Raw genomic sequence first — 25,147 nt, 5'->3', positions numbered from 1 at the left:
TTTAACAATGGTCTTCATCTTAATGCCAAAAACATGCAGAATTAAGAGGAAATAGTGTAAAAATGTAAATTTTTATGCAAAGGTAACTGCTTGTGTTGCATTTATATACAAATTGAAAATAATTAAGATTCAATTAAGTAATGAAATTCAGAGTCGGAAAGCTTAAACATTTGCATATTCAATGCATGCAATTGGCAATAGCGACTGATATCAATTTCACTGTGTGGATCGGAAGATTTGACGAGAATGATTTGCTTTGATGACACTTTTTTCAATTGTTTTTTTAACAATAAAAGTGGCATAGGACAAGGCTTTCCTATTGCATCGACTTCATAATCAGGGTGTTTTGTATCAATGGTTAGATCAGTCATTTGGGCTTAAATTTAAAACTATTTTATGGTGTGGAATTATAGCAAAGCAGATGTCATTGCTAAACTTAAAAATATGTAAAAGTTGTAAATTTACTTTTTAAATCATGCATAAAAATAGAGCGAAAAAAATTAACATTCGATATTTGGAAATAATTATCTAAAAAAAATCTATTAATTGTAATAAACCCATGATAAGCTCGTTTTGTGTTTAGGTAATAGAGCAATTAATTTGTTGTTTTAAAACCTAAATTCTGAATGGATGTAACCGGGATTTGGTAAATAGTTTTACAGAATGATTACAAGCTTTGAAATACAAAAATATTTTGAAACTTTGTTTGCTCTGCTGTTTGCAACACCGGGTGGTCCTTTTTCATCACTACAGAGGATTAACTTATGACAGCTCGCGAACAAGGCGTTGTTAAATGGTTCAACGACACTAAAGGTTTCGGCTTTATTCAACGTCAAGGTGGCGACGATGTATTCGTTCACTTCCGTGCTATCCAAGGTGACGGTCATCGTTCACTTCGTGACGGCCAACGCGTTGAATTCAGCGTAGTACAAGGTCAAAAAGGTTTTCAGGCTGAAGAAGTACAGCCTTTAGACTAATATTTGGTTCTCGAACTGAATATAAAAAAAGCCTCAATATCATGTTGAGGCTTTTTTGTTTATAATACCCTTCGAATTTACTCCACTACAGTTAGAGCAGCTCTATGGCATCTAGTTTTAAAACCCTAAATTTACATCCGCAACTCAGTCAAGCGATTGATGCTCTAGGGTTTAAAGAAATGACTCCCATTCAGCAAAAAGTATTGAAATATACATTGGGTGGTCATGATGCGATTGGTCGTGCACAAACAGGTACAGGAAAGACAGCAGCATTTTTAATTAGTATTATTAATGATTTGCTCAATAATCCAATTAAAGAGCAACGTTTTCGTGGTGAGCCACGTGCTTTAATTTTAGCACCGACACGTGAACTTGCAATGCAAATTGAAAGTGATGCTCGTGATTTGGTGAAATTTAGTTCTTTAAATGTGCAAGCATTGGTTGGTGGTGTTGATTTTGATAAGCAAAAAAAGCCACTGAGTCAGAATTTTGTCGATATTATGGTGGCAACACCAGGTCGCCTAATCGATTTTATTGAACAAAAAGAAGTGTGGTTAGATCAAATTGAATTTTTAGTCATTGATGAAGCAGATCGCTTACTTGATATGGGATTTATTCCATCGGTTAAGCGTATTGTTCGTTATTCACCACGCAAAGAGCAACGACAGACTTTATTGTTTTCGGCAACGTTTAGTTATGATGTTTTAAACTTAGCAAAACAGTGGTTGTGTGAGCCTGTGACAGTTGAAATTGAACCAGAAAAGAAAACCAATGCTGATGTTGAACAGCGTGTGTATGTGGTTGAGCGCAAAGATAAGTATAAGTTATTACAAGATATTTTGCGTGATGAGCCAATTGAAAAAGTAATGATTTTTGCTAATCGTCGTGATCAAGTGCGTAAGTTGTATGATCATTTGAAAAAAGATGGTTATAAAGTAGTGATGTTGTCAGGTGAAATTGCACAAGATAAACGCTTGAAAATGCTCGATCAGTTTAAGAATGGTCAACATAATATTATGATTGCAACGGATGTTGCAGGTCGTGGTATTCATGTCGACGGTGTGTCGCATGTCGTGAACTTTACTTTGCCTGAGCAATCAGATGATTATGTACATCGTATTGGTCGTACAGGGCGCGCGGGTACGCAGGGTGTGAGTATTAGTTTCTTGTCTGAAGATGATGCATTTTATTTGCCTGAAATTGAAAAAGCGATTGGTCAAAAGTTACCATTGACACGTTTGGAAGGCTATTGCTAATTTATTTTAATTATATTTTTAATAAGATGCTGTATGAAAAAACCTCTCACTTTGAGAGGTTTTTTACATTTATAAACAAAGATTTGATTTTTAACTAATAAATTAATTCGCTTTGCAGCTAAAATTTAGCGTAGTTTGATAATCTGTATCTTTCTCAATGTTAGTGTTTGTACCCAATACTGAGCCAAGTACGCCCGCAGCAGCAGTAATCATTTTCCCTGTTTCTTCATCAAAGACACCTTTTAATGCACCGTTGTATTCAGTTTTTTCATTGGAAACAATAGGCGTTGCTTTCTTACCGCATGTTGCATTTGCTGCAGAGATGGCATTATTTTTTGCAATAATCTGACTTTTACCAAGTCCCGTGACTTCATATTGATTGTCTGCTTTTTGAATCGCTAATGATTGGGTCGGTGAGGATGCGCAAGCTGATAGTGCGGCAACAACAGCAACGCCTAACGATATAGTTATATATTTTTTCATCATCTTATTGCTACTCATGTATTGAAATTGAATCTATCTAAGCACAGCATCATGCATAAAGAACAGTATGGATGTATTAAATTTGAAGTTTTCTATGGTTTTACTGTGAAAACAAGGTAATGCCATCATTTTTCCACAGGTAGAACGTAGCTTAGTTTTTTATGAATATGCTACTCTTGTGCATCAGTTTAAATTGACAGTGTATAGGGTAATGGTGGATTCAAAATTACAAATTGTTCATGACAATATGCATCAACGTCAGTCTATTGGGCATCTTATTGAGCCTGCGCCAAATAAAGCACAACTTACACAAGCATTTCAGGCTGCACTGACTGCACCTGATCATCATCGTTTAAAGCCTACACATTTTATTCAGATTGAGACAGAACAGCGAGAAGCTTTTGGTCTGTTGTTGGCAGATGCTGTTGCTGATTTAGGTGAAACTGATCCTGTTCAAGTTGAACGTGTTAAGAGTCATCCATTTCGTGCGCCATTATTGGTACTTGCAGTCACTCGCTTTCAGGATCATCCCAAAGTTCCTTTTTTTGAGCAGACTTTGAGTACGGGTGCCGCTGTGCAGAATTTTTTATTGTCATTACAAGCACAAGGTTTTTCAAGTATTTGGCGTAGTGGGGCCGTGGTAGAGTCGGCTTTATTGAAACGTCAATTGGGTTTGAATGATCGAGATTTAATATCGGGAATTATTTATATTGGAACTGCTGTTAAAGCGATTCCATCTCGTGTTGATGTGGATAGTGCTGAATTTGTGACGACATGGCAGCCATAAGCTAAATTTTAGATGTATTGAAATAATATAAAACAAAATGTAGATGTCATTTGGTTTTATTTGAGGTTGGAGGTTGTAAGTCCTCCAACACAGATTGATTGGGATAATAACAATGTCGGAATTACAATTTAAAGATTTGGTCAGCCCTGTTGCGGTCAATCAGAAAACAGCATTAAGAGTAACTGTGCTTGGTGGTGGTAGCTTTGGTACAGCTATGGCAAATACTGCAGTGCGTAATGGTTGCGATACCATGATTTGGATTCGTGACGAAACTATTGCGACTGAAATTAATGCAACGCATATCAATCAGCGTTATTTGCCTGGTTTTCAGTTGGAAGAAGGCTTGCGTGCAGAGTCCAATCTTGAAAAAGCAGTGTCAAATCGTGACATTATTTTAGTCGCGATACCGAGTCATTCATTTCGAGATGTTTTACGTCAAATTAAACCCTTTATTACGTCACAAGCGGTGGTGTCATTGACTAAAGGTGTAGAGGCGAAAACCTTTAGCTTTATGAGTGATATTATTCAGCAAGAACTTCCTGAAGTGCCTTTTGGTGTGTTATCAGGTCCAAATTTGGCAAAAGAAATTGTTGCGGGTCAGCCAGCAGGAACAGTAATTGCAAGTGATTCTGAGTTGGTGCGCTATGCGGTACAACAGGCATTACACAGTGCATTATTTCGTGTGTTTGGTAGTGATGATGTGCACGGTGTTGAATTGGGTGGTGCGCTGAAAAATATTTATGCAGTTGCTATGGGAATGGCGGTCGCGCATAAAGTCGGTGAAAATACTAAAAGTATGATTTTGACCCGTGCCTTGGCTGAAATGAGTCGTTTTGCAGTGAAATTAGGTGCAAATCCTCTGACTTTCTTGGGGCTATCTGGTGTTGGTGATTTATTTGCAACGTGTAATAGTCCACTTAGTCGTAATTATCAAGTGGGTTTTGCCCTCGGTTCGGGTAAAACGCTAGAGCAAGCGACACAAGAATTGGGGCAAACGGCAGAGGGGATTAATACTATTGTGCAGGTTCATGCCCGTGCAAAAGAATTAGATGTCTATATGCCGATTACTATGGCGCTGTATGAAGTGATTTTTGAGGGTGCACCACCATTGAATATTGCGGTTTCATTGATGAAAAATGGACATCGTAGTGATGTTGAATTTGTATTGCCACATCATCAAGTTTAAATAGAATTGAGTGTAAAATAGATTGGTTTAAAATGAAGTCTATTTGACCTATAGATAGGCTTAAATTTTAACGAAACTTGAAAATAAAATTGAGAGTTGGTTTTCTAAATCAAAAAATAGCGTTAGAAGTTAAGGAAAATAATTATGCAACTGACTTTGGTTCGTCATGGAGAGGCATCACCTGCGCTCGATGGTAATGATGATAAACGCCCATTGACTGTACGCGGTCAACTTCAAGCGGTTGAAACAGCTCGTTTTGTACAACAGCAGGTACAACCTGATGTATTTGTAGTGAGTCCATTGTTACGTGCACAGCAAACGCTTGCAGGAATCCAACAAAATTTTAAAGATTTAGATATTCCTGTGCTGATTTGCGATAAAATCAAACCTGAAGATGATGCAAAGTTTGCCATTGATTGGTTATCTCAGTTGCCTTATGAGCGTATTGTAGTGGTGTGCCACATGAATGTTATTGCTCATATTGCAGAACAACTCACAGGTGAGTATTTTAATCCTTTTGCACTCGCTGAAGCTCGTATTTACGAGCAAGCTGTGATTGCAAATGGTTTGTCGACGCAAAAAAAAGCATTTGTACCTGCGGTATAAACAGATTTAAATATAATGAATGACAGGGCAGAATAAATAGATGTTGCATATATGGATGCCTGAATCTAACGGGGAATGGCAATGGTCGAATGGTGGTCATTGGCAAAAGGCAGAAAGCCTTGAGCAATTAATTCAAGACATTAAACTTGAGAAAACTGATGATGCTGTGGTGTATTTCCCGAGTCGTGAAGTACAAATTGTTCAGCAACAATTAAGCAAAGCACAATATAAACAATTGGCTGCCGAAGGAATTAAATATTTGCTCGAAGAATATGTAATTATTCCTGTGGAGCAGATGAAAGTTTTTTCGCATTTTGAGCAACCTGATCAAGTTTCAATTTTAGGTATTGCTAATAATGCAGTGATCACAATGCAACACGCATTGACATTGTTACCAGTTAAAGTTGTAGCTTTGTTGCCTGATTTTCTCATGTTACCCATTCCTGAAAAAAACCAAATTGTACTTGCCAATATCAATGGGCATTTATTGGTGCGTGAAAATGAATTTTTAGGAAATTCGATTGATGATTTAGCTTTGTATTTAGATTATGCACCGAAAGATCGGCAGTATATGTACAGTGGTTTGAGTGATGCACAAGTGGAAAGCTTATTTGCCATTGCGCCATCAGATCAAAGAGAAAGCTTTGTTTATGAATTAACTGAGATTAAAAAGCCAAAGCAGCATCCTTACAATGTATTACCGAAAGCAAAAACAGAAAGTAGTGGTGTTACGGGCTATTGGAAGGCTTGTGCAGTACTTGTGGTTGCTTTGATTGTGGTGCAATTGAGCTACGATACATTGCGTTGGATGAAACTGAAAAAAATAGCAGATCAAACCGCTATGCTTGCAGTTGAGCAGTATCAATCTTGGTTTGGGCGTACAGAGCGCACAACTGAGCAGAATGTTCGAAGTAATTTTCAAAGTCGTCTAAATAAGAGCCAAACAGGAGATACTCAAGCTTTACAATTGTTGAGTCGTGTAGGTCCAATTTTGATGCAACATCAGATTATTGCCAATCAAGTCAATTATGAAGCATCGATGTTAAATATGGATTTAGTCGCAAAGTCTTCAGATAGTTTGCAGACTTTAGTTCAGCAGTTAAATCAACAAGGTTTTAAAGCGGAATTAGGTAACGTACAAACTCAGGGTACAACAGTGATCGGATTGGTGAAAATACAATAATGAAAGCATTAGAGCTTGTGCAAAATAAATTAGATGTTCTGTTTGAGCGATTGACTGAGAACCTTGAGCGGATGTCACCTCGTGAGCGCGTAATGGTAGTTTTTACCACGCTTTTTGTTTTGGTTGCTGGTGTCGGTTCTGCGCTATTTTATACGCATAAAGCGGCAGAAAATCAGCAAAAACGCTTGAATGAAATCAAAGAAAGTATTGTGTGGATGCAAAGTAATGTTGTTACGATTCAACCCTCTGATGATTTGGTGATGACGTCTGCGGAAAAAATCCAACAAATTGCTCAACAGCAAGGCATTGCAATCACCTCTCAGCAAATGGGTGAGCAAATACAACTCAGTGCTCAGCATGAAAATTATGCCATTTTGGCTAATCTGCTGACTCAACTTGCACAAGCGGGTTTGAGTATTGAAAAAATGCAGCTTTCTAAGGCAGATGGGCAGATTAAATTAACAGCGACTATACAGTAAGCATTGAAAATAAACGCCTATCGGGCATAGCCTTTTTAACATTGTGTGCCTATAATACGGCAACTTAAAAAGCAGTAGACTTTTCTAGCTATGATGTATTCACTTGCTCGCCCTTTGTTGTTTTCTTTAGCACCAGAGCGTGCACATGAACTCACACTGTCATTGCTTAAATCTGCCCATAAAATGGGTGCAATCCGCAATCAGGTGGCTGCCAAGCCTGTGACCTGTATGGGTATCCAATTTCCAAATCCTGTCGGTCTTGCTGCGGGCTTGGATAAAAATGGTGCTTATATTGATGCGCTTGCTGCGTTAGGCTTTGGTTTTATTGAAATTGGAACCATTACACCGAAACCGCAGGAAGGTAATCCAAAACCTCGTTTATTCCGAGTACCTCAAGCTAAAGCCATTATTAACCGTATGGGTTTTAATAATGATGGTGTTGATCAACTTGTTGAAAATGTTAAAGCAGCTAAATTTAAAGGCGTGCTTGGTATCAATATTGGTAAAAATGCTGCAACGCCTGTAGAAGATGCTGTTTCAGATTATTTAATTTGTCTTGAAAAAGTCTATAACTACGCCTCTTATATCACTGTTAATATTTCTTCTCCAAATACGAAAAATTTGCGTTCTTTACAAAGTGGTCATGCATTAACTGAATTGCTTGAAACTTTAAAAAAACGTCAATTAGAGCTAGCTGAAGAACAACAGCATTATGTGCCGTTGGTTTTAAAAGTTGCCCCTGACTTAGAGCCAAACGATATTGAGTTTATTGCTGCACAATTATTGCAATTTAAACTTGATGGTCTGATTGTAACCAATACAACCTTGTCACGTGAAGGTGTGGAAGGTCTGCCTTTTGGTGATGAAGCGGGTGGTTTATCGGGTGCTCCTGTATTTGAAAAAAGTACACTATGCTTAGAAGCGTTTGCTAAAATTCTAAAAAATGAAATTCCACTGATTGGTGTAGGTGGTATTTTGGCGGGTGAACATGCGGTTGCAAAACAAAATGCAGGTGCATCGTTGGTTCAAATTTATAGTGGTATGATTTACACAGGTCCAGACTTAATTGCTGACTGTGTGAACGCAATGACCTAATTATGAACACCCCTGATATTATCATTCTGATTATATTATTGATTGGAGGGTTCAACGGTTTGCGACTAGGATTTGTAAAAGCCTTTGCGAACTTGATTGGTTGGGTTGTTGCATTGATTATGGGCGCAAAATATGCCACGTTAATTGCACCAGCCATGTCCTCCCTGAGTCAGGATCCAGTGGTACAGAAGATTGCAGCTTTTGCATTTATTGTCATGTTAATCATTGTATTGACGTGGATTATCACCGCTTTGCTCAATCGAATTTTAAAGACACTCAAACTTGGGCCTCTTAACCGTTTAGCAGGGGCTGGGCTTGGAACCTTGAAAGGTTTGTTTGTCGTCCTCATAACTATGCAAGGATTGGGACCATGGGTGAGTAGTTCACCTACATGGAAACAGTCGAAACTTATTCAGACGCTATTGCCATTTGCACCATTTGCATCTGAGTTATCCAAAGATGTAGCAAATGAAGCATTGCAACATATAAGTCCAGAAGATTCTCAAAAAGAACATTCTGTTAGTGATTCTGATATGCCAGCCTCTACGAAGGAAGGAAAGGCAGAACACTCAACCAAAAATCCGTTTTATTAGTCCTAGCTGGTCTGTGAGGTAGTTATGTGTGGAGTCGTTGGTATAGCTGGTAAATCACCTGTTAACCAAATGTTATTTGATGCGTTGACGATGTTACAACATCGTGGACAAGATGCAGCTGGGATCGTGACTTGCCATAATGGTCGTCTTTTCTTAAGAAAAGACAACGGTATGGTGCGTGATGTATTTCATACACGTCACATGCGTGCATTATTGGGTAACTATGGTATTGGACATGTGCGTTATCCGACCGCAGGTTCATCGAGCAGTGCAGAAGCGCAGCCTTTTTATGTGAATTCACCGTATGGTATTACGCTTGCACATAATGGCAACTTGACCAATGCATCTGATATTCATGATGATTTATTCAAAACTGACTTACGTCATATGAATACCGATTCAGATTCAGAAGTCTTACTGAATGTTTTTGCACACGAACTGCAAAAACGTGCAACGCTTGCACCAACACCTGATGATATTTTTTATACGGTGAAACGTGTGCATGAGCGTTGTAAAGGTGCTTATGGCGTGGTAACGATGATTACCGGTCACGGTATTGTTGGTTTCCGTGATCCAAATGGTATCCGTCCACTCATCTACGGTTCGCGTTTAACTGAACAAGGTGAAATGGAATATATCATTGCATCTGAATCGGTTGCGATTACCTCTCTTGGCTTTAAAGTTGAGCGTGATATTGAGCCGGGTGAGGCTATTTTCATTAATGCTAAAGGTGAATTGTTTGCACAACAATGTGCTGAAGCACCACGCTATCGTCCATGTATTTTTGAATATGTTTACTTTGCACGTCCAGATGCAACCATTGATGGCATCTCGGTTTACAAAGCACGTTTAAAAATGGGTGAGAAGCTTGCGAAGAAAATTCTTCAAGAGTGGGGTGCAGAGCATGATATTGATGTAGTGATTCCAATTCCAGATACCAGTCGTACCTCTGCGCTTGAACTTGCTAATATGCTCGGTGTGAAATTTCGTGAAGGCTTCATGAAAAACCGTTATATCGGTCGTACTTTCATTATGCCTGGTCAACAACAACGTGAAAAATCAGTACGCCAAAAGCTAAACCCTGTTGAGCTTGAGTTTAAAGGCAAAAATGTACTGTTGGTTGATGACTCGATTGTACGTGGTACAACGTGTAATGAAATCATTCAAATGGCGCGTGATTCGGGTGCAAAAAATGTATTCTTTGCTTCAGCTGCACCGATGGTGAAATATCCAAATGTGTATGGTATTGATATGCCTGCAAAAGCTGAATTGATCGCATCACATCGTAGTGTTGAGCAAATTCGTGACATTATCGGTGCAGATCGTTTAATTTTCCAAGATTTGGATGATTTGAAAGATGCTGTGCGTACAAGTAAAGTTCCTGCAGTGACTGAGTTTGATTGTTCAGTTTTTGATGGTGTGTATGTTACAGGTGATATTGATGAGCAATATCTGGATACACTTGAGCAAAGCCGTAGCGATTTAGCAAAAAAAGATAAAGATGGTTATATCGATGTGAATATTGATGCAGCATCGGTTGACTTGAGTGGTATTAAAGAAATGCTTTAATTTCTAAAATAAAAACTCTTTGAAAAAGCGGGAATTTCCCGCTTTTTTCATTTATATTGTTTGAGATTTAAACTTTTTAATTTTGTCCCGCTGTAAAGGTTAAAATGAAGAAGTCTGCTCAGTGTAAAAAGTCCGTTAGGTGCAATGTAATGAGGGTTTTACATTGAAAGATGTGAGTCATTATCTGACTAAAAACAAAAATATTCTTTGGTCAGCAAGTATTTGCTTGATTGCTGCATTGTTGACGATTTTTATTTTAAATACAGTATTAGGTTTACTTGTATATTATACCGATTCATCACAGTCGATTTTTTGGCATGTGCTTAGTCCGCACTTAGTCGTGCTATTGATTATGGTGATTGGTGGCTCAATTGCATACGAGTTTTATGTATTTCGTGCAGGTGGACATTCTCTTGCGAAGCAGTTGAAGGCACGTCGTTTAAGCATGCTCGAAAGTACACCAGAAGAGGGTGTGGCTTTAAAACTTGCGACTCGATTAGCGCAGACTTTTGAAATTGATGAGCCTACACTGTATGTGCTGCCTGATGAAGTTGGAGTAAATGCATTAACTGCAGGTTTTCATCCGAAGGATACGGTCATTATTTTGACTTGGGGTGCATTACAAAACCTAGATGAACAAGAGTTGTACGGTTTATTGGGTCATGAATTTCATCAGATTTTATCAGGTGAGGCGCAAGAAAATACACGTTTAAAAATCATGTACAGTGGTTTGATTTCTTTTAGTCAATTTGGCAGTAAAATTTCTAAACAAGGGTTTAATCATTATACCAATACACAGCGACATAAATTTGAAACTTCATTTGTAGCGGTTGGTGGTGTGATTTGGTTGATAGGCAGTATGGGGGTTTTAATTAGCCGTTTGATTAAATATTTTACGCTCGGTGGGCGTACATTTTATAATGATTATAAAACACGCCGTTTGATTTTAAATGATGCCAATATTCAAACTTTACTCAGGATTTATGTGCATCATGCGGGCTCACAAATTCACAGTGAGTACTCGGAGGCGATAGCGCATATGTGCTTTGCTAACTCATTGAGTCCACAAAGTTGGTTGAATATTCATCCCTCTATTGCAGATCGAATTTATGAGTTAAATCCGTCATTACTACAAAATTTGCAACTTGAAAATCTCAATAAATTAAAAAATCAGCCTTTATTTAGTTTGTTACGCCCCTTAGAGGAAGAGATATCGGAAGTCTATAACCCATGGATTTCTCCGCAACCCTTGCCATTATTGAGGCTTTCACCAATTAGCTTTGCGCTAAATGATGCGATTAAGCCCCTCAATAGTGACGTGCGACGTAATATGGCACGCCCTGATTTGTTAAAACGTGCAATGCAAACGGCAACAGGTTCACGCGAGGTAATGGTTGCGATTTTGATGATTCGCCAATATCGTGAATTTATACCCTCTGAGGCAGAAGTTAGTCGAGCTATTGTTGATGCTTTATTGCATCTTGATGGTCGTGTGCATATTCAAATTTTTCATGATGCATGTGCTAATTTGGGCAATATGCCTGCAACGAGCGCACGTCAATTTATAACCAAACTCGCTAAAATTATTCAAGAAGATGGTGAAATTGGTTTATTGGATGCTTTATTGATTGAAAAAGTGAAAGCTGAGCTCAACCTATTACCTATTCATACACCATCATCACTTGAAAATGTAAAACCTCAAATTGTGCGCTTGATTGATGCTTTATTGCATGTACAGCAAATTAACAGTGCAAATCAGTTAGATGTACGTTATCAAATTTTGGAGCGAGTTTTAACCGTAGATGAACTTGAATTGTTTGAAGAAATTTCTGATGAACCAATTGATTTAGGTGAAATTGTCAATGATATTGCAGGTTTGTTGCTACGTGAGCGTTTAATTATTTTGGGTGTAGCGGAAGTTTGTTTGTGGAATGACCGTATTATTACCCAAGATGAATTAGATGTTTTGGAGCTGCTCTATTGGCGTTTAGGTTTTGAAACAAGTGAAATGATTGATCAGATGCAGAAAAAAAATAGTGTGATGATTTTTTAAAGATTTCATTAGGAGTGGGATTTTTGACTGATGTTTATAAAAAATAAGTAACTTTAAGTACTGAGACCAATTGCCTAGATTTGCAACGGTAGTAGAAAACAAGAGTGTAAAGCATAGGTAATTTACTGTAAAACCGTTAAACTACATAGAATAATTTTTTAGTGATCGTTTTGTGAATAGAGCCGAACATCAGCGCAGTATTTTAGCAACTTTGGGGATTGATGTTTGGATTCCTCAGGTTGACGTGCGTGTTGAAAGCTATATTCCACAAAATTATCGTGATATGGCAACTTCTGATCAAACCGTTGTCACAAATCCTGAATTTCCAATTCCACAAAAAATTTCCCCCACTCAACCACCGATTCAGTCCGAACCTGTCACTATTCAACGAAATACTGAAAAGACAGATATTCACTCGAGTCAACTTCAAGTCAAAACTGTTGCTATTTCTCAGTCGATTGAGCCTTTAGCGCCCACTTTGCAGATTGATGCTTTTGATGTGCAACTCTATGCACTTGAACACTGTGTTTTATTGCTCGATGCGACGGATTTAAACGATGAGCAACGTCAGTTGTGGCGCAATATTCAAGCATCAATGCAAGGGCGAGAAGCAACGTTACATTGGCCATTTCCTCTAATTAATATTCAAGATGGACGTGGTGTAGTGCAGTATTTACAAGGCTTTATAGATGTATATGGTGTGGAAAAACAGTTGATTTGTATGGGGGAGATTCCACATTTAAATATGGCTCAATGTACGGTACTTGCAAGTTTACAGCAAATGATTGAACAACCGATGTTGAAGCGAAATTTGTGGCAGGCAATGCGAACAAAGGTAACAGTATAAAAGACAGTAAAATCAGCTGAGATAAAGATGGTTGAAAATCATAAAAATAATTTTAATCGGCATACTCTTTTTAGTTTAAAAATCATAAATTAATTTGATAAAACAATAATCATATTCAATTAAAATTTAAGCAGATGCTTTTGTTTAAATATGAGATTTGAGTTAACTTAAACTCTAAATAAAATGACTGAATTATTTTATTGGTTGTGATTAAAAATACAAAGGAGTATGTATGCAAAAAGTCGTAGTATTTAGTCAATTAGATCAAGATATTTTGCAACGCTTACATGAAAAGTATCAAGTTGTGATGATTAATCCTAAACTTGGCGATGTAAATGACCAGATTTTAAAAGAAGTTCAAGATGCTGATGCCATGATTGGTGCAGGGCGTGTATTGAATGAGAAGAATCTAGCTTCAGCGCAAAAACTGAAAATTATTTCATCGGTAAGTGTGGGTTATGATAATTATGACCTCAATTATTTAAATCAACATAATATTTGGCTCACAAATACACCGCATGTGCTGACTGAAACGACTGCTGATTTGGCATTTACACTCCTGATGAGTGCTGCACGACAAGTAGGTTCACTTGATCGTTGGACGAAACAAGGACATTGGCAACGTACAGTCGGTACGGAGCAGTTTGGGCAAGAAATTTACGGTAAAACGCTCGGAATTATTGGTTTAGGTAATATTGGTGCAGCAGTAGCAAGACGTGCACGTTATGGCTTCAATATGAACATTCTCTATCATAACCGCCGAGAACGTCCTGAAATTGCAGAGCCACTTATGGCGCAATATTGTGATTTAAATACATTGTTACAGACATCAGATTTTGTGGTAGTCGCTGTTGATTTAAATGCAGATTCGAAAGCTTTAATGAGTACTGAGCAGTTTGCTCAAATGCAACCTCATGCTATTTTTGTCAATATTGCTCGTGGTTCTGTGGTGGATGAGATTGCTTTGATTGAAGCGATTAAAAGTCATCAAATTTTTGCAGCAGGTCTTGATGTTTATCAAAAAGAACCATTACAGGAATCTGCACTTTTCTCATTGGAGCGTGTAGTAACTTTACCGCATGTGGGTTCTGCTACAGCAGCAACACGTAAGCGTATGGCGGAGTTGGCATATCAAAATTTAGTTGATGCATTGGAAGATAGAACGCCACGTTATATTGTCAATACTGGATTTTAGTGTGTGTTAAATATGATGATAATCTGGAATTTAGCATAATGTTGTTAATAACTTCATAACACTTCGTTGCAAATTACTTCAAATTTCAATGTTATATTGCTTTAAATCTCTCCATGGATCTGCATTTTGAAAAAGACTTTGCTTAGCTTATGTTTAGTCATGGCGACCACAACCACTGTGGCGGATGATTTTCATGCTGCGATTGGTCCACAGTTTGAAGTCCCTGATTTGGGTAGTGGCGTTGGTTTTATTGATCAGCAAAAAGAACGTGCGATTGGTGAAAAAGTGTATCGACAGGTACAACAACAACTGCCAATTATTCAAGATCCATGGCTTGAAGATCAGTTTATGAATGTGTTTAGTCGCATTCTAAATCAAACCCAGTTGGGTCAACCGATTGGCTTAGTTGTGGTTCGGGATCCTCAAATTAATGCTTTTGCTGTACCTGGTGGTTTGTTTGCCTTAAATGCAGGTATGGTGACTTCATCTGCAAATATGGATGAGATTGCAGGGGTGATGGGGCATGAAATTGCCCATGTTACGCAGCGTCATTATAGTCGCTCACAAGAAGCCTTTAAGGGGCAGGGATTACTAGCGCTTGCAGGGATTTTAGTGGGCGCTGTGGTTGCATCGCAGGCAGATGGTGATATTGGTGGTGCATTGATGATGGGAACTCAGGCCGCTTTGCTAGATCGACAATTGAGTTATAGCCGAAATCAGGAGCGTGAAGCTGATCGTATAGGTATGCAGTTTATGTATGGTGCAGGCTATAACCCAAATAGTATGGCAGATTTTTTTGAAACTATGCATCGATCAACGAGTCGTTTAAGTTTTTTACCTGATTTTTGGCTTACACATCCATTAACCACGGAGCGTATGAGTGAGTCACGCTTACGAGCGCAACAATTTCCTCGTGTGCCATATCGTCGGAATGATCAAGATTTTGATATTGTGAAATGGTACACAGCAGTGGTTGCAGGGCAGAGCAATGAGCGTGAATTGCAGGCTTTGGCAAGAAATAACAGTTATGCAGGCATTATTGCATTGAGCGCATTTTACTTGAATCAAGGTGATTTTTCGGCAGCACAGCAACAGCTTGATCTAGCCCGTAAAATAAATCCTGATCACAGTTTGATTACACTCATTCAAACAGATATTTATTTAGGGCAAAATAATGCCGATGCAGCATATCAGGTGATTTTGCCTAAACAGCGCATTATGCCAGAAAATAGAGCATTAAGTTTTAAACTGGCTGAAGTGTTGATTCGAGAGAAAAAATCCGCTGAAGCCGAAACTTTAGTTAATCGTTTTATTAATAAAAATCCACGAGATATAATGGGTTGGCAATTATTACAACAAGCTGCTAATTTGGATCAAGCAAATCCATTACGAACAGTAAATGTATTGCGTAATCGGGCAGAAGTACAATATTGGTCGGGTGACGAGGAAAATGCGATTAAATCATTGTTGCATGCACAGCGTTTGGCGAAAGATAATATGTCTGCCAAAGCTAAAATTGATATACGCCTAAAAGCCATGCAAGATGAGCGCAAGTTGAAAATTTAAATTTGATGATATGTATTGGTCTGAATAAAAAGCAGTTTTAAGAAAAATGACTTTCTATTCATATATTAAAACGCTAAGCTTAGTGGCTTAAATTTATAAAAATGTATTTGATTCTTATGGAAAAAATGATTGCTCGTGTTGGGATAATTTGTTTAATTTCAAGTTTAATAATGATAAGTACGGTCTCATTTGCTGAAAATATTCCCGATCAGTATGTTCGTGATATTGAGAGAATTTCTACACGCTACAATGCGGATATGAAGTTTTTTCTGCGTAGTCTTGACCCTAAAATTAGTCAGTTTAATCAAGCACAGCAGGCGCAGTTTTGTACTATTTTGAAGCAGTATGTAGATGATATGTATAAAACGACTGATCAGCATCGGAAATATTTGCCATTATCATCACAGTCAGTCACAAAGCAAACAATCATTGATAAAGTTATGGTTTCACCTGAAATGCAAATTTTGAAAAAATATAATATTCAATGCAATTTGAATTAATAAAATAGAAATTGCTTTGTTTTAAAATTGTTTTCAAGAAGATGTATTAAGGGCTGATCAATGTAGCTGGACATTTTTATCATGGTAGGAGGAGGTTTGAATGGGAAATTATTGGATAAAAATAAATGTAATCGTTAGGTTTTAAATTTTATTATTACTTAATTTTTGATTGGATGAAATTGAATGTAGAGATTGATTGGCTATTTAATATCTATATTGCGCTTTAAAAACACAAAAAACAAAAATTAAATAGTCCAAATCAAACACAAATCAGATTTTACGACGTAGGGAATTAGCCAAGTTTTGCTTTAATTTTTGCTGAAACTTGTGCAGGATCGGCACGTCCGGCTATGATCGGACGTAGAGAATTCATCACCTTACCCATATCTTTCATGCTAGTTGCACCTTGCGCATCAATTGTTTGCGCAATGAGAGAATCAAGCTCTTCCTCTGACATAGCTTCAGGTAGAAATTGAGATAAAATCTCAAGTTCGGCTTGTTCTTTACTAGCTAAATCTTCACGGTTAGCGCCTAAAAAGGCTTTCACCGATTCTTTACGTTGTTTGATTTGCTTTTCAATGACCGCAAGAACTTGATTATCGTCAAGTTCAATGCGCTCATCGACTTCGATTTGCTTGATTGCTGCCTGTAGACCACGTATAACCGTTAATTTATCCATTTCTTTAGCACGCATTGTTGCTTTCAAAACTTCAGTAATTTGGTTTTTTAAAGTCGTCATTTATCTAGTCCAGGTAGTCAATCAATCACAAATTAATCTTAGTAAAGGCGAGTCGTACGTACTGATTCACGCGCCAATTTCTTTTGGTAGCGTTTAACAGCAGCAGCTTTTTTACGTTTACGTTCTTGAGTTGGTTTTTCGTAGAATTCACGTTTACGAACATCAGCAAGAACACCTGCTTTTTCGCATGAACGTTTGAAACGACGAATTGCTACGTCAACTGGCTCGCCTTCTTTCAATTTAACTTGTGGCATGAAGAATCCTCATTAAGTTATGGATAAGATCTAGGGTCGAATTACCCGAGATCACAAGTGAAGGTCAGTATTTTACTCATTTACATCTCATATCACAAGTCTATAATGGCTTTAGCAATATTTTGAAACGGGTAAAAGGCAGTTTAATGATCGTTCTTGGCTTAGAAACCTCATGTGATGAAACAGGGCTTGCACTTTATGATAGCGAAGTCGGTCTACGAGGACAGGTGCTATATAGTCAAATTAAACTGCATGCAGAATATGGTGGTGTAGTGCCTGAGCTTGCATCACGTGACCATGTGCGTAAGCTTATTCCTCTAATGAATCAATTGCTTGAGGAAAGTGATGTAAAAAAATCTGAGATTGATGCGATTGCTTATACGCGTGGCCCAGGCTTAATGGGAGCCCTAATGACAGGTGCACTGTTTGGGCGTAGCTTGGCATTTTCGCTTAATAAACCTGCAATTGGTGTGCATCATATGGAAGGGCATATGCTTGCGCCACTTTTATCTGAAACACCACCTGAATTTCCGTTTGTCGCTTTACTTGTATCAGGTGGGCATACGCAATTGATGGCTGCACATGGTATTGGTGAATATGAAATTCTCGGTGAGTCGATTGATGACGCTGCGGGTGAGGCTTTTGATAAAGTCGCAAAAATGTTGAAACTTCCTTATCCCGGTGGACCTAATATTTCAAAATTGGCAGAGCAAGGTGATAAAGAAGCCTTTGCATTTCCACGTCCGATGTTGCATCAAGGTTTAGATTTCTCATTCAGCGGTTTAAAAACAGCAGTTTCTGTTCAGCTTAAAAAGTTGGGTGAAGAGCAAAGAGATGCAGATATTGCAGCATCTTTCCAAGAAGCATTGGTTGATACTTTGGTAAAAAAATCTGTAAAAGCATTGAAACAAACAGGCTTAAAACGATTGGTCATTGCTGGTGGAGTCAGTGCAAATAAGCGTTTGCGTGAGCGTTTAGAAGCCGATTTAGTCAAAATTAAAGCCACTGTTTATTATGCAGAACCTGCTTTATGTACAGACAATGGTGCAATGATCGCATTCGCAGGTTATCAGCGTTTAAAATCAGGTCAAAGTGAAGGATTATCAGTCACTACAACACCACGTTGGCCAATGACGGAATTGACCAAACCCGAATAAATTTATTTTGAGTTTAAAATGAGAAAAGAGGCGAAAGCCTCTTTTTCTATTGAAAATGAAGAATTAATCTAGTTCAGCATGGGCAAAAATTTTCAAAATCACTTCTGTATTATCACAAGATTTTTTAAATTCAGTAATGAATTTTTTTAAAGCATCTTCATCAGTTGAATAAGCAACAAACATACTTCCTTCGGGATCAAATTTAACAATATTCTTAAGTTCAGGTAACTGAATTTCTAAAAAAGCCAATGCCAAAGAACCCCAATCGTAACCACTACCTTCAAAGCCTTCATCTGCCCGTGTGGCAAAAATATGCGATTGATAATCCAAATTAGATAAACAAGCTGAAAAACTTTTTTCATGATCGACCCAAAAAAAAGGTGCTATAGCTTGTTCGAATACGGTATCCATTATTTTTCTCAATTCAATCATTATTAAAAATTAGTAATGTCATTTTAAAAAAATCTTTACTTTATTTGGTAAATTTAAGAGTTGAAATTGTATGAAGAATGTATTTTTTATGATTGAAACAGTCTATTCGTTTTCAAATTTATAAGATGTAGTAAATCTTAATATTTACAATCAATAAGTATGGTAAAAGATAAGTTATATCAAAATTGAAGAATGCTTCAGTAAAGTCATGATGCATCGATCTTAGGAGTGAAAATGTTAAATAATAATTCGATTCACTTATACCAAAAATTTAAACAAGGCGTACGTCTACCTTATGATATTTTGAATATTCATAATATTCCTGATGGTGCTAAGCAAGGGAATTTCATTGAAATTCATTGTGGTGGTTTTGGTTCGGAAATATCACCTCATCCAATTGAAAAAAATCAATTTTATGCACTCACAGATCGTGGGCCAAATACGACTTATGATGTAAATGGTGATAAAGGTAAAATATTTTTAGTACCCAATTACACACCAAAGATCGGGCTGTTTAAATTACAGGAAGATGGTTCTATTCAGAAACTAAAAGAAATTTTACTGAAAAATCCATACGGAAAACCAATTACAGGTCTGCCAAATCAGCACTTTGGCGCAACCAAAGAAATTGCCTATGATCAACATGGAAAGGTTTTAGAACAAGGCACAGATGAATATGGGCTAGATGCAGAAGGTTTATTGGCTTTAAACGATGGTACATTTTGGGTCAGTGATGAGTATGGCCCACACATTGTACATTTCAATGCAGATGGGGTTGAAATTGATCGGATCAATGCTTACCCAAAAGATAGTCGCCGTATTTCAGGTAATTTATTGCCTATAGAATTTGCAAATCGTAGACAAAATAGAGGGATGGAAGGTTTAACCATTACACCTGATCAAAAGACGTTGGTCGGTATTATGCAATCGACCATGAGTAATCCTGATGTATCAGTTACGAAATCTGATTTGGTTCGTATTGTGATGATTAATCTTGAAAATAAAGAAATTTCTCAATATTTATATAAGCAAGAAATTAAAGGTAACTCGAATACGGCAATCGTGGCTTTAAATGATCATCAATTTTTAGTGGCTGAACGTGATGATGATTTTTATAAAGATAATCCAAATGCGTTTAAACGTGTGTATAAAATTGATGTGAAAGAAGCAACCAATTTAGAATGCATTCAGCACAGTTTACAAATGCGACAAGATGAACAATTAGGGTTGCTGATTGAAGAAAAAACCTTGGAACAATATGTGTTAAATGCGGGTTGGCAGGGTTTGGCACAATTTAATATTATACCTGTTACAAAGACATTAGTGGTCGATTTGATTGAAAAAATAGGATATGTACATGACAAAGTTGAAGGTTTATGGGTGATTGATGAACAGCATTTGGCTGTGATCAATGACGATGATTATGGTTTTTCAGAAACCAATGGTGTACTTGAGCAAAAGTATTTAGATTTAGATAAAAACGTAATTGATGCGAATACGCTTTATATTATTGATGGCTTAGATTTAAAATCATAATTAATCTTGAGTTTTGATACGAAGAGGCGCTGTAGATTTTGCGTATTATTTGTTATGAATACGTTGTTATTTGAAGTAAAAGCGCAATATTTTAAGAAAATATTGCGCTTGATTTGAAACTCAAAGCATTAATTTGCACGAATCATTTCATTAAATTTTTCTTTTAATTCAATATATTTTTCATTGGATTTTGCTTGGTCACTCTTTTCTTTAAATATTTTTGCTACAGCAACTTTAGCTAATTCTTCAGGGCTACGTTGTGGCTTTTCAGTTTGATTTTCTTGAGCAACCACGACTTTAATTTTGGGTGTTGCACCTTTGTGTTTGCGACCCGTTTTAATTGAACCTTTTTTGTGGTTTGCATAACGACGTGCGCGAGTATAGCCCATAAGTAAAAATTTACGAGCCATGTCTGCACCGACAAAATCGTTATTTTCCAAATACTCTAAGAATAAAGCAAAAATCTTGTCACTGCTTTCGGCAGCTTGAGCTTCATTTTCAAATGCCCAAAATGGTAGAATTTCAGATTTGTACGGTTCAACCAATAATACGCCTTCTTCACCACGACCAATACGATATAAATTGGGACGCTTTCTAAAGTTAATTTTTTCAAAGTCGAGAGAAAAGTCAAAACTGCGTGAAAATGGCTTGGTATCCGTTTGAATGGGAAGTACATTGAGTGCGAGATCGGTCATTGGGGAGTCCTTAAACAGGTAAATAATCAAAAATATACGTAACTATATAGACATGATTATAAAATAGACGTGATTATAAAAGAGCACGTTATGCAAAATTTCAGGTATTTTATCGTATTTTGCTGTGGCAAAAGCTAAATACTGATCATAAGCGTTGCTTATCTGTGCTATATCTGAGGATTATGCTTTTTTAAAAATGTGTAGGTAATATAAATCTGATAGGTCACTCATCAATTTAAGGCATATCGCATTTATAAATGAATGACCAAAATCGGTGCAGTTTTTATACCTTCTTTAAGCGGAAGCGAGTTGGGTTGAACCAATCCAATGTTTAGAAAATTGATAAGCGGCACGACCTGAGCGCTGACCACGTGCTTGACTCCATCTTAAAGCTTCGGCTCGAACGTTATTATCATAATTCATATTGGCTTTTGTTAAATAATGTTCAACAATTTCCAAATATAAGTTTTGATCCATTGGATAAAAAGACAACCACAAACCAAAACGATCCGACAAAGAAATTTTTTCTTCAATGGCTTCTTGTGGGTGTAACTCTTTGTATTGAGGTACGTCTACTTTGGTCACAGGAGTATTTTCATGCATAAATTCAGGTAATAAATGACGGCGGTTACTTGTGGCATAAATAATAAAATTATTCGAACCTGACTGTAGCGAGCCATCTAAAACACTTTTTAAGCTGCGATAGTTTTCATCTTCAGCATTAAAAGCAAGGTCGTCGCAATACACAATAAATTTTTCAGGACGGTTCTGTATTAGTTTCTGAATTTCAGGTAAATCTTTTAAATCATCACGTTCAATTTCAATTAAACGTAAGCCTTGATCTTGATAAGATGGGAGTAATGAGCGAACAATAGAAGATTTGCCTGTACCACGCGAGCCTGTAAGTAAAATATCATTGGCAGGAAAGCCTTTGAGAAATTGTTCAGTATTTTGTAAAACTTTTGCTTTTTGGCGTTCAATGCCTTTTAAGTCATCAAGTCGCATAGCTTTAGGATTTTGAATGGCTTTAAGTTGCTTATCTTGCCAATGAAATGCGAAAGCAGAAAAATCGGTTTCTTGTTTTGGTGCGGGTAATACTTGATGCAACTGCTCTAAAACAGTGGCTAATGTTTTGATGATATTTTCAGGTAAATCAAGGGTTGGCATTTTTCTGACTACATTTGATTGGTAGTTGAAATATAGCACTCCAAGGTGAAATTTTCTGCAAAGTTCGGTTAAAATTCTAAAATGTTTGATTCGTGTATGATATTGATCGAATATTGCAATTCTATACTTGCTTATCGAAAGTAGATTCAACATATTACAACTAAGAAAAGAGCAATCCTTTAGAACAAACAGAAAGGGTAAAGGCGAATATGATTTTACAATCCATCCAAGATCTCAATCCTCATCAGGCATATCGCATTAAAAAACTACAAAGACAGTTAGATCGTGCAGAAAACTATGAAGAATGGAAAAGTATCGCCCTTCGCTTAGATGAAGAGTCTGGTGCTCAGGAATGGAAATTTGACAATAGTTCGCCTTATTTTGATGCAGAGATTATCTCGCATCGTTTGAATTTATTACGTCGTTATCGTTTTCAAAAACGTACAGCCGATTTGATGTACATTTTACGTGAAGGCTTTAGCCATGATGTTGCCAATATTGGGCATCCATTGTTATTTACCCAAACATATATTGGTACGAAAAAAATCATTGAGCATTATATTGAGGAAGTCAGTCAAGCGCTTGCTTATATCGCTTCTGTAAAGTGTGAAACACTAACCTTAAAAGAAAAACAGGACTTTTTTGAAAATTGTGAGAAAGCCTATGGACAGCCAGCGCTGATGTTTTCAGGTGGTGCGACATTGGGGCTTTTTCATAGCGGTGTAGTGAAAGCACTGCGAGAACAAGACTTAATGCCAAAAGTATTGTCGGGATCAAGTGCTGGTGCAATTATGACGGCAATGCTTGGTGTGGCAGATCCTAATGACATTCCACATTTGTTGACGGGTGAACATTTTTACAGTGATGCATTTCATTTTCGGAGTCTGCAAGAGTTAATTAAAGGCAATGGAGGTTTTGCCGATGTACGTTATTTGAAAAAATTCTTGGTAGAAAATTTGGGTGATGTGACATTTGCTGAAGCTTTTGAAAAATCAGGGTTAGACATTAACGTGACCGTTGCACCGTATAATGTTGCACAAGAAGATGCACGTATTATGAATAAATATACATCACCTGATTTGTTGGTGTGGAGTGCGGTTTTAGCTTCATGTGCTGTACCTGTCTTATTTCCGCCTGTGCGTTTGACCAGTAAGCGTTATGATGGGGTACATACGCCATATTTGGCGAGTACTCGTTGGGTAGATGGCAGTGTACGGAGTGACTTTCCACAAGAGCGTATGTCACGCTTATATAACCTGAATTACACTATTGCAAGTCAGGTTAATCCACATATTGTGCCGTTTATGCAAAATGATGAACAGCGTTTTCGCCAAGATCTACTTAGTTGGCCTGAGCGTATTTTACGTCAGCAAGGCAAAATTGTTGCAATGGGTGCGATGGACTTTACCCGTTCACGTATGGGGCGCATTCCATCCATTCGCCGTTTACTTGATCATGGCTATGGGATTGTCGATCAGCGTTATTATGGCGATGTTAATATTGTCGGTAATTATGGTTTGCGTCATTATGGTTATATGTTGCAAAATCCAAAGCCAAAGTTATTCAATAAGTTGCAACGAGAAGGTGAACGCGCAACGTGGCCAAAAATATCGAGTATTGAAACACATGCACGTATTGGTAAAACTATTCAACATTGCTTAGAAGTTTTAAAATCACCTCAGGCACAGAGTAGTATGTCTACAAATTTACATGTCCCAGCCTAAAATAAATACACATAGTATTATTGGTAAATTAGCATCTGTTGATTTGCCAAGCACTCAAATTGATCTCACATCACTCACAGCTTGTAATAGCATGCAAAGTCAGGCTTTAGGTCGCCGTGTATTTAAAATTGATCAACATGGGAAGAGCTGGTGGTTGAAAGGGCAGATCAAAGGGATTAATACATTAAGTGAGCAATCTTTTCTTAATGAACTTGATACTTATCAAAAGCTGACCATATTACAAGTCAGCTTTTTATTACCTTTTCAGATTTTTAAACCGATCAAAATTCAAAATTCAACAGAACCCACTTTGAATGTGCAAGTGCCGTGTCAAGGCACTCAAAATATTTGGCTTGAGCAAGGACTCAAAGTTCAACATGCGGCGGCACTTTTCGACCAAGAGCCTGAACAATTGAGTACTGATCAAGTTATTCAAATACTTTTACAAAGTTTAGACATTTTGAATGCACTACATGGCGTTGGTTGGATTCATGGCGATCTCAAGATTGAACATTTTCGAGTGGATCAGTCACAGTGCTATCTCATAGACTTTGAACAAGCACACACCTTAGAGACAAAATTCCCGCAAATATCAGCAACTCCACGCTATATGGCACCTGAATTGTTTCATGGAGAAGCAAAAACAGTGCAAACAGACATTTATGCACTCGGAATAATTTGGTTGCAGTGGTTGACGCAACAAAAATTGAGTGAAAAAAGCTATTTAGATTGGGCGTATTTGCATTGTCAGTACTTAAAAGTACATCTGCCCCCCCGATTTTTACATTTAACAATAATTTTAAATGCCATGCTGGCAAAACATAAACAGCAAAGATGTACAAATATTTATCAAATAAAACAGATATTAAGCGATATTGTATAAAGAAAAAGCAAGATACCTTAAGTTTGTTTTATATTTAGCCAAACGATGGTTTTTTTAATAAAAAGGGCTTGTCATGTAGGGGTGATCTCTATAATATACACAGCCATTGGGGACGTGGCGAAATTGGTAGACGCACTGGATTTAGGTTCCAGCGCCGCAAGGTGTGAGAGTTCGAGTCTCTCCGT

The 25,147-nt window shown here is 37.4% G+C and carries 26 protein-coding genes; 19 read left to right on the top strand and 7 right to left on the bottom strand.

What is annotated here, in order from left to right; genetic code table 11:
- Positions 1-122: 122 nt before the first annotated feature.
- Positions 123-371, bottom strand: coding sequence for a sulfurtransferase TusA family protein (locus ACK2M2_RS14200; protein WP_419349481.1), 249 nt, complete (start codon positions 369-371; stop codon positions 123-125).
- 393 nt (positions 372-764) lie between these two features.
- Here ACK2M2_RS14200 and ACK2M2_RS14195 point away from each other — a divergent pair, with 393 nt between their 5' ends.
- Together ACK2M2_RS14195 and rhlB are read left to right on the top strand one after the other, a co-directional pair.
- Complete coding sequence (locus ACK2M2_RS14195; protein ID WP_409512742.1) at positions 765-977, top strand: cold-shock protein; 213 nt, start codon at positions 765-767, stop codon at positions 975-977.
- 104 nt (positions 978-1,081) lie between these two features.
- The gene (gene rhlB / locus ACK2M2_RS14190) at positions 1,082-2,233 is read left to right on the top strand and encodes an ATP-dependent RNA helicase RhlB (RefSeq protein ID WP_419349479.1); all 1,152 of its coding nucleotides are present in this window, start codon (positions 1,082-1,084) and stop codon (positions 2,231-2,233) included.
- Between the two features lie 102 nt (positions 2,234-2,335).
- On the opposite strand, the gene ACK2M2_RS14185 is transcribed toward rhlB, so the two are convergent.
- On the bottom strand, positions 2,336-2,716 hold the full coding sequence (locus ACK2M2_RS14185; RefSeq protein ID WP_419349477.1) for a hypothetical protein: 381 nt from the start codon (positions 2,714-2,716) through the stop codon (positions 2,336-2,338).
- Positions 2,717-2,927: 211 nt separating this feature from the next.
- On the opposite strand from ACK2M2_RS14185, the gene ACK2M2_RS14180 reads away from it, so the two are divergent.
- From ACK2M2_RS14180 to ACK2M2_RS14120, 13 genes are all read left to right on the top strand, one after another.
- The gene (locus ACK2M2_RS14180) at positions 2,928-3,503 is read left to right on the top strand and encodes a nitroreductase family protein (RefSeq protein ID WP_409512739.1); all 576 of its coding nucleotides are present in this window, start codon (positions 2,928-2,930) and stop codon (positions 3,501-3,503) included.
- Between the two features lie 112 nt (positions 3,504-3,615).
- Positions 3,616-4,689 carry an NAD(P)H-dependent glycerol-3-phosphate dehydrogenase gene (locus ACK2M2_RS14175; protein WP_409512738.1) on the top strand — a complete coding sequence of 358 codons (1,074 nt, stop codon included), beginning with the start codon at positions 3,616-3,618 and terminating at the stop codon, positions 4,687-4,689.
- Between the two features lie 144 nt (positions 4,690-4,833).
- On the top strand, positions 4,834-5,295 hold the full coding sequence (locus ACK2M2_RS14170) for a SixA phosphatase family protein (protein ID WP_409512737.1): 462 nt from the start codon (positions 4,834-4,836) through the stop codon (positions 5,293-5,295).
- A gap of 40 nt (positions 5,296-5,335) precedes the next feature.
- Positions 5,336-6,478, top strand: coding sequence for a type II secretion system protein GspL (gspL, locus tag ACK2M2_RS14165; protein WP_419349474.1), 1,143 nt, complete (start codon positions 5,336-5,338; stop codon positions 6,476-6,478).
- Positions 6,478-6,957, top strand: a complete 480-nt coding sequence (gspM, locus tag ACK2M2_RS14160; protein WP_409512735.1) for a type II secretion system protein GspM — start codon at positions 6,478-6,480, stop codon at positions 6,955-6,957. The genes gspL and gspM overlap by 1 nt, the downstream gene beginning before the upstream one ends.
- Before the next feature lie 90 nt (positions 6,958-7,047).
- Complete coding sequence (locus ACK2M2_RS14155) at positions 7,048-8,052, top strand: quinone-dependent dihydroorotate dehydrogenase (RefSeq protein WP_419349471.1); 1,005 nt, start codon at positions 7,048-7,050, stop codon at positions 8,050-8,052.
- Between the two features lie 2 nt (positions 8,053-8,054).
- Positions 8,055-8,645, top strand: coding sequence for a CvpA family protein (locus ACK2M2_RS14150; RefSeq protein ID WP_409512733.1), 591 nt, complete (start codon positions 8,055-8,057; stop codon positions 8,643-8,645).
- Between the two features lie 24 nt (positions 8,646-8,669).
- On the top strand, positions 8,670-10,214 hold the full coding sequence (gene purF / locus ACK2M2_RS14145) for an amidophosphoribosyltransferase (protein ID WP_419349470.1): 1,545 nt from the start codon (positions 8,670-8,672) through the stop codon (positions 10,212-10,214).
- Positions 10,215-10,377: 163 nt separating this feature from the next.
- A complete protein-coding gene (locus ACK2M2_RS14140) occupies positions 10,378-12,267 on the top strand; it encodes a M48 family metalloprotease (RefSeq protein WP_419349468.1) in 1,890 nt (629 codons plus the stop codon).
- Between the two features lie 172 nt (positions 12,268-12,439).
- A complete protein-coding gene (locus ACK2M2_RS14135; protein ID WP_419349466.1) occupies positions 12,440-13,114 on the top strand; it encodes a hypothetical protein in 675 nt (224 codons plus the stop codon).
- A gap of 232 nt (positions 13,115-13,346) precedes the next feature.
- Positions 13,347-14,309: a 2-hydroxyacid dehydrogenase gene (locus tag ACK2M2_RS14130; protein ID WP_419349464.1), complete on the top strand. Its 963-nt coding sequence runs from the start codon at positions 13,347-13,349 to the stop codon at positions 14,307-14,309.
- A 126-nt stretch (positions 14,310-14,435) separates the two neighbouring features.
- Positions 14,436-15,875, top strand: a complete 1,440-nt coding sequence (locus ACK2M2_RS14125) for a M48 family metalloprotease (RefSeq protein WP_419349462.1) — start codon at positions 14,436-14,438, stop codon at positions 15,873-15,875.
- 170 nt (positions 15,876-16,045) lie between these two features.
- Positions 16,046-16,375: a hypothetical protein gene (locus tag ACK2M2_RS14120; protein WP_419349460.1), complete on the top strand. Its 330-nt coding sequence runs from the start codon at positions 16,046-16,048 to the stop codon at positions 16,373-16,375.
- A gap of 292 nt (positions 16,376-16,667) precedes the next feature.
- On the opposite strand, the gene ACK2M2_RS14115 is transcribed toward ACK2M2_RS14120, so the two are convergent.
- Positions 16,668-17,114 (bottom strand): GatB/YqeY domain-containing protein, encoded by a 447-nt coding sequence (locus tag ACK2M2_RS14115; RefSeq protein ID WP_409512727.1) that lies wholly within the window; start codon positions 17,112-17,114, stop codon positions 16,668-16,670.
- Between the two features lie 38 nt (positions 17,115-17,152).
- The gene (gene rpsU / locus ACK2M2_RS14110; RefSeq protein ID WP_001136722.1) at positions 17,153-17,368 is read right to left on the bottom strand and encodes a 30S ribosomal protein S21; all 216 of its coding nucleotides are present in this window, start codon (positions 17,366-17,368) and stop codon (positions 17,153-17,155) included.
- A 146-nt stretch (positions 17,369-17,514) separates the two neighbouring features.
- Between rpsU and tsaD the strand changes: the two genes are divergently transcribed.
- Complete coding sequence (gene tsaD / locus ACK2M2_RS14105) at positions 17,515-18,525, top strand: tRNA (adenosine(37)-N6)-threonylcarbamoyltransferase complex transferase subunit TsaD (protein ID WP_409512726.1); 1,011 nt, start codon at positions 17,515-17,517, stop codon at positions 18,523-18,525.
- Between the two features lie 63 nt (positions 18,526-18,588).
- Here tsaD and ACK2M2_RS14100 read toward each other — a convergent pair whose 3' ends face one another.
- Positions 18,589-18,936: an Imm51 family immunity protein gene (locus ACK2M2_RS14100; protein ID WP_419349458.1), complete on the bottom strand. Its 348-nt coding sequence runs from the start codon at positions 18,934-18,936 to the stop codon at positions 18,589-18,591.
- Between the two features lie 255 nt (positions 18,937-19,191).
- Here ACK2M2_RS14100 and ACK2M2_RS14095 point away from each other — a divergent pair, with 255 nt between their 5' ends.
- On the top strand, positions 19,192-20,493 hold the full coding sequence (locus ACK2M2_RS14095; RefSeq protein ID WP_419349456.1) for an esterase-like activity of phytase family protein: 1,302 nt from the start codon (positions 19,192-19,194) through the stop codon (positions 20,491-20,493).
- 128 nt (positions 20,494-20,621) lie between these two features.
- Here the strand turns inward: ACK2M2_RS14095 and ACK2M2_RS14090 are convergent, their stop codons facing one another.
- Together ACK2M2_RS14090 and ACK2M2_RS14085 are read right to left on the bottom strand one after the other, a co-directional pair.
- On the bottom strand, positions 20,622-21,188 hold the full coding sequence (locus ACK2M2_RS14090) for a DUF4385 domain-containing protein (protein ID WP_409512723.1): 567 nt from the start codon (positions 21,186-21,188) through the stop codon (positions 20,622-20,624).
- Positions 21,189-21,482: 294 nt separating this feature from the next.
- A complete protein-coding gene (locus ACK2M2_RS14085) occupies positions 21,483-22,355 on the bottom strand; it encodes an ATP-binding protein (protein WP_419349454.1) in 873 nt (290 codons plus the stop codon).
- A 209-nt stretch (positions 22,356-22,564) separates the two neighbouring features.
- On the opposite strand from ACK2M2_RS14085, the gene ACK2M2_RS14080 reads away from it, so the two are divergent.
- Positions 22,565-24,079, top strand: a complete 1,515-nt coding sequence (locus ACK2M2_RS14080; protein WP_419349452.1) for a DUF3336 domain-containing protein — start codon at positions 22,565-22,567, stop codon at positions 24,077-24,079.
- On the top strand, positions 24,066-24,962 hold the full coding sequence (locus tag ACK2M2_RS14075; RefSeq protein ID WP_419349450.1) for a protein kinase domain-containing protein: 897 nt from the start codon (positions 24,066-24,068) through the stop codon (positions 24,960-24,962). The genes ACK2M2_RS14080 and ACK2M2_RS14075 overlap by 14 nt, the downstream gene beginning before the upstream one ends.
- The last annotated feature ends 185 nt before the right edge of the window (positions 24,963-25,147 follow it).

The sequence above is a fragment of the Acinetobacter sp. TY1 genome (assembly GCF_048551395.1).
Lineage (GTDB): Bacteria > Pseudomonadota > Gammaproteobacteria > Pseudomonadales > Moraxellaceae > Acinetobacter.
This window is presented reverse-complemented; position numbering and strand designations above follow the sequence as displayed.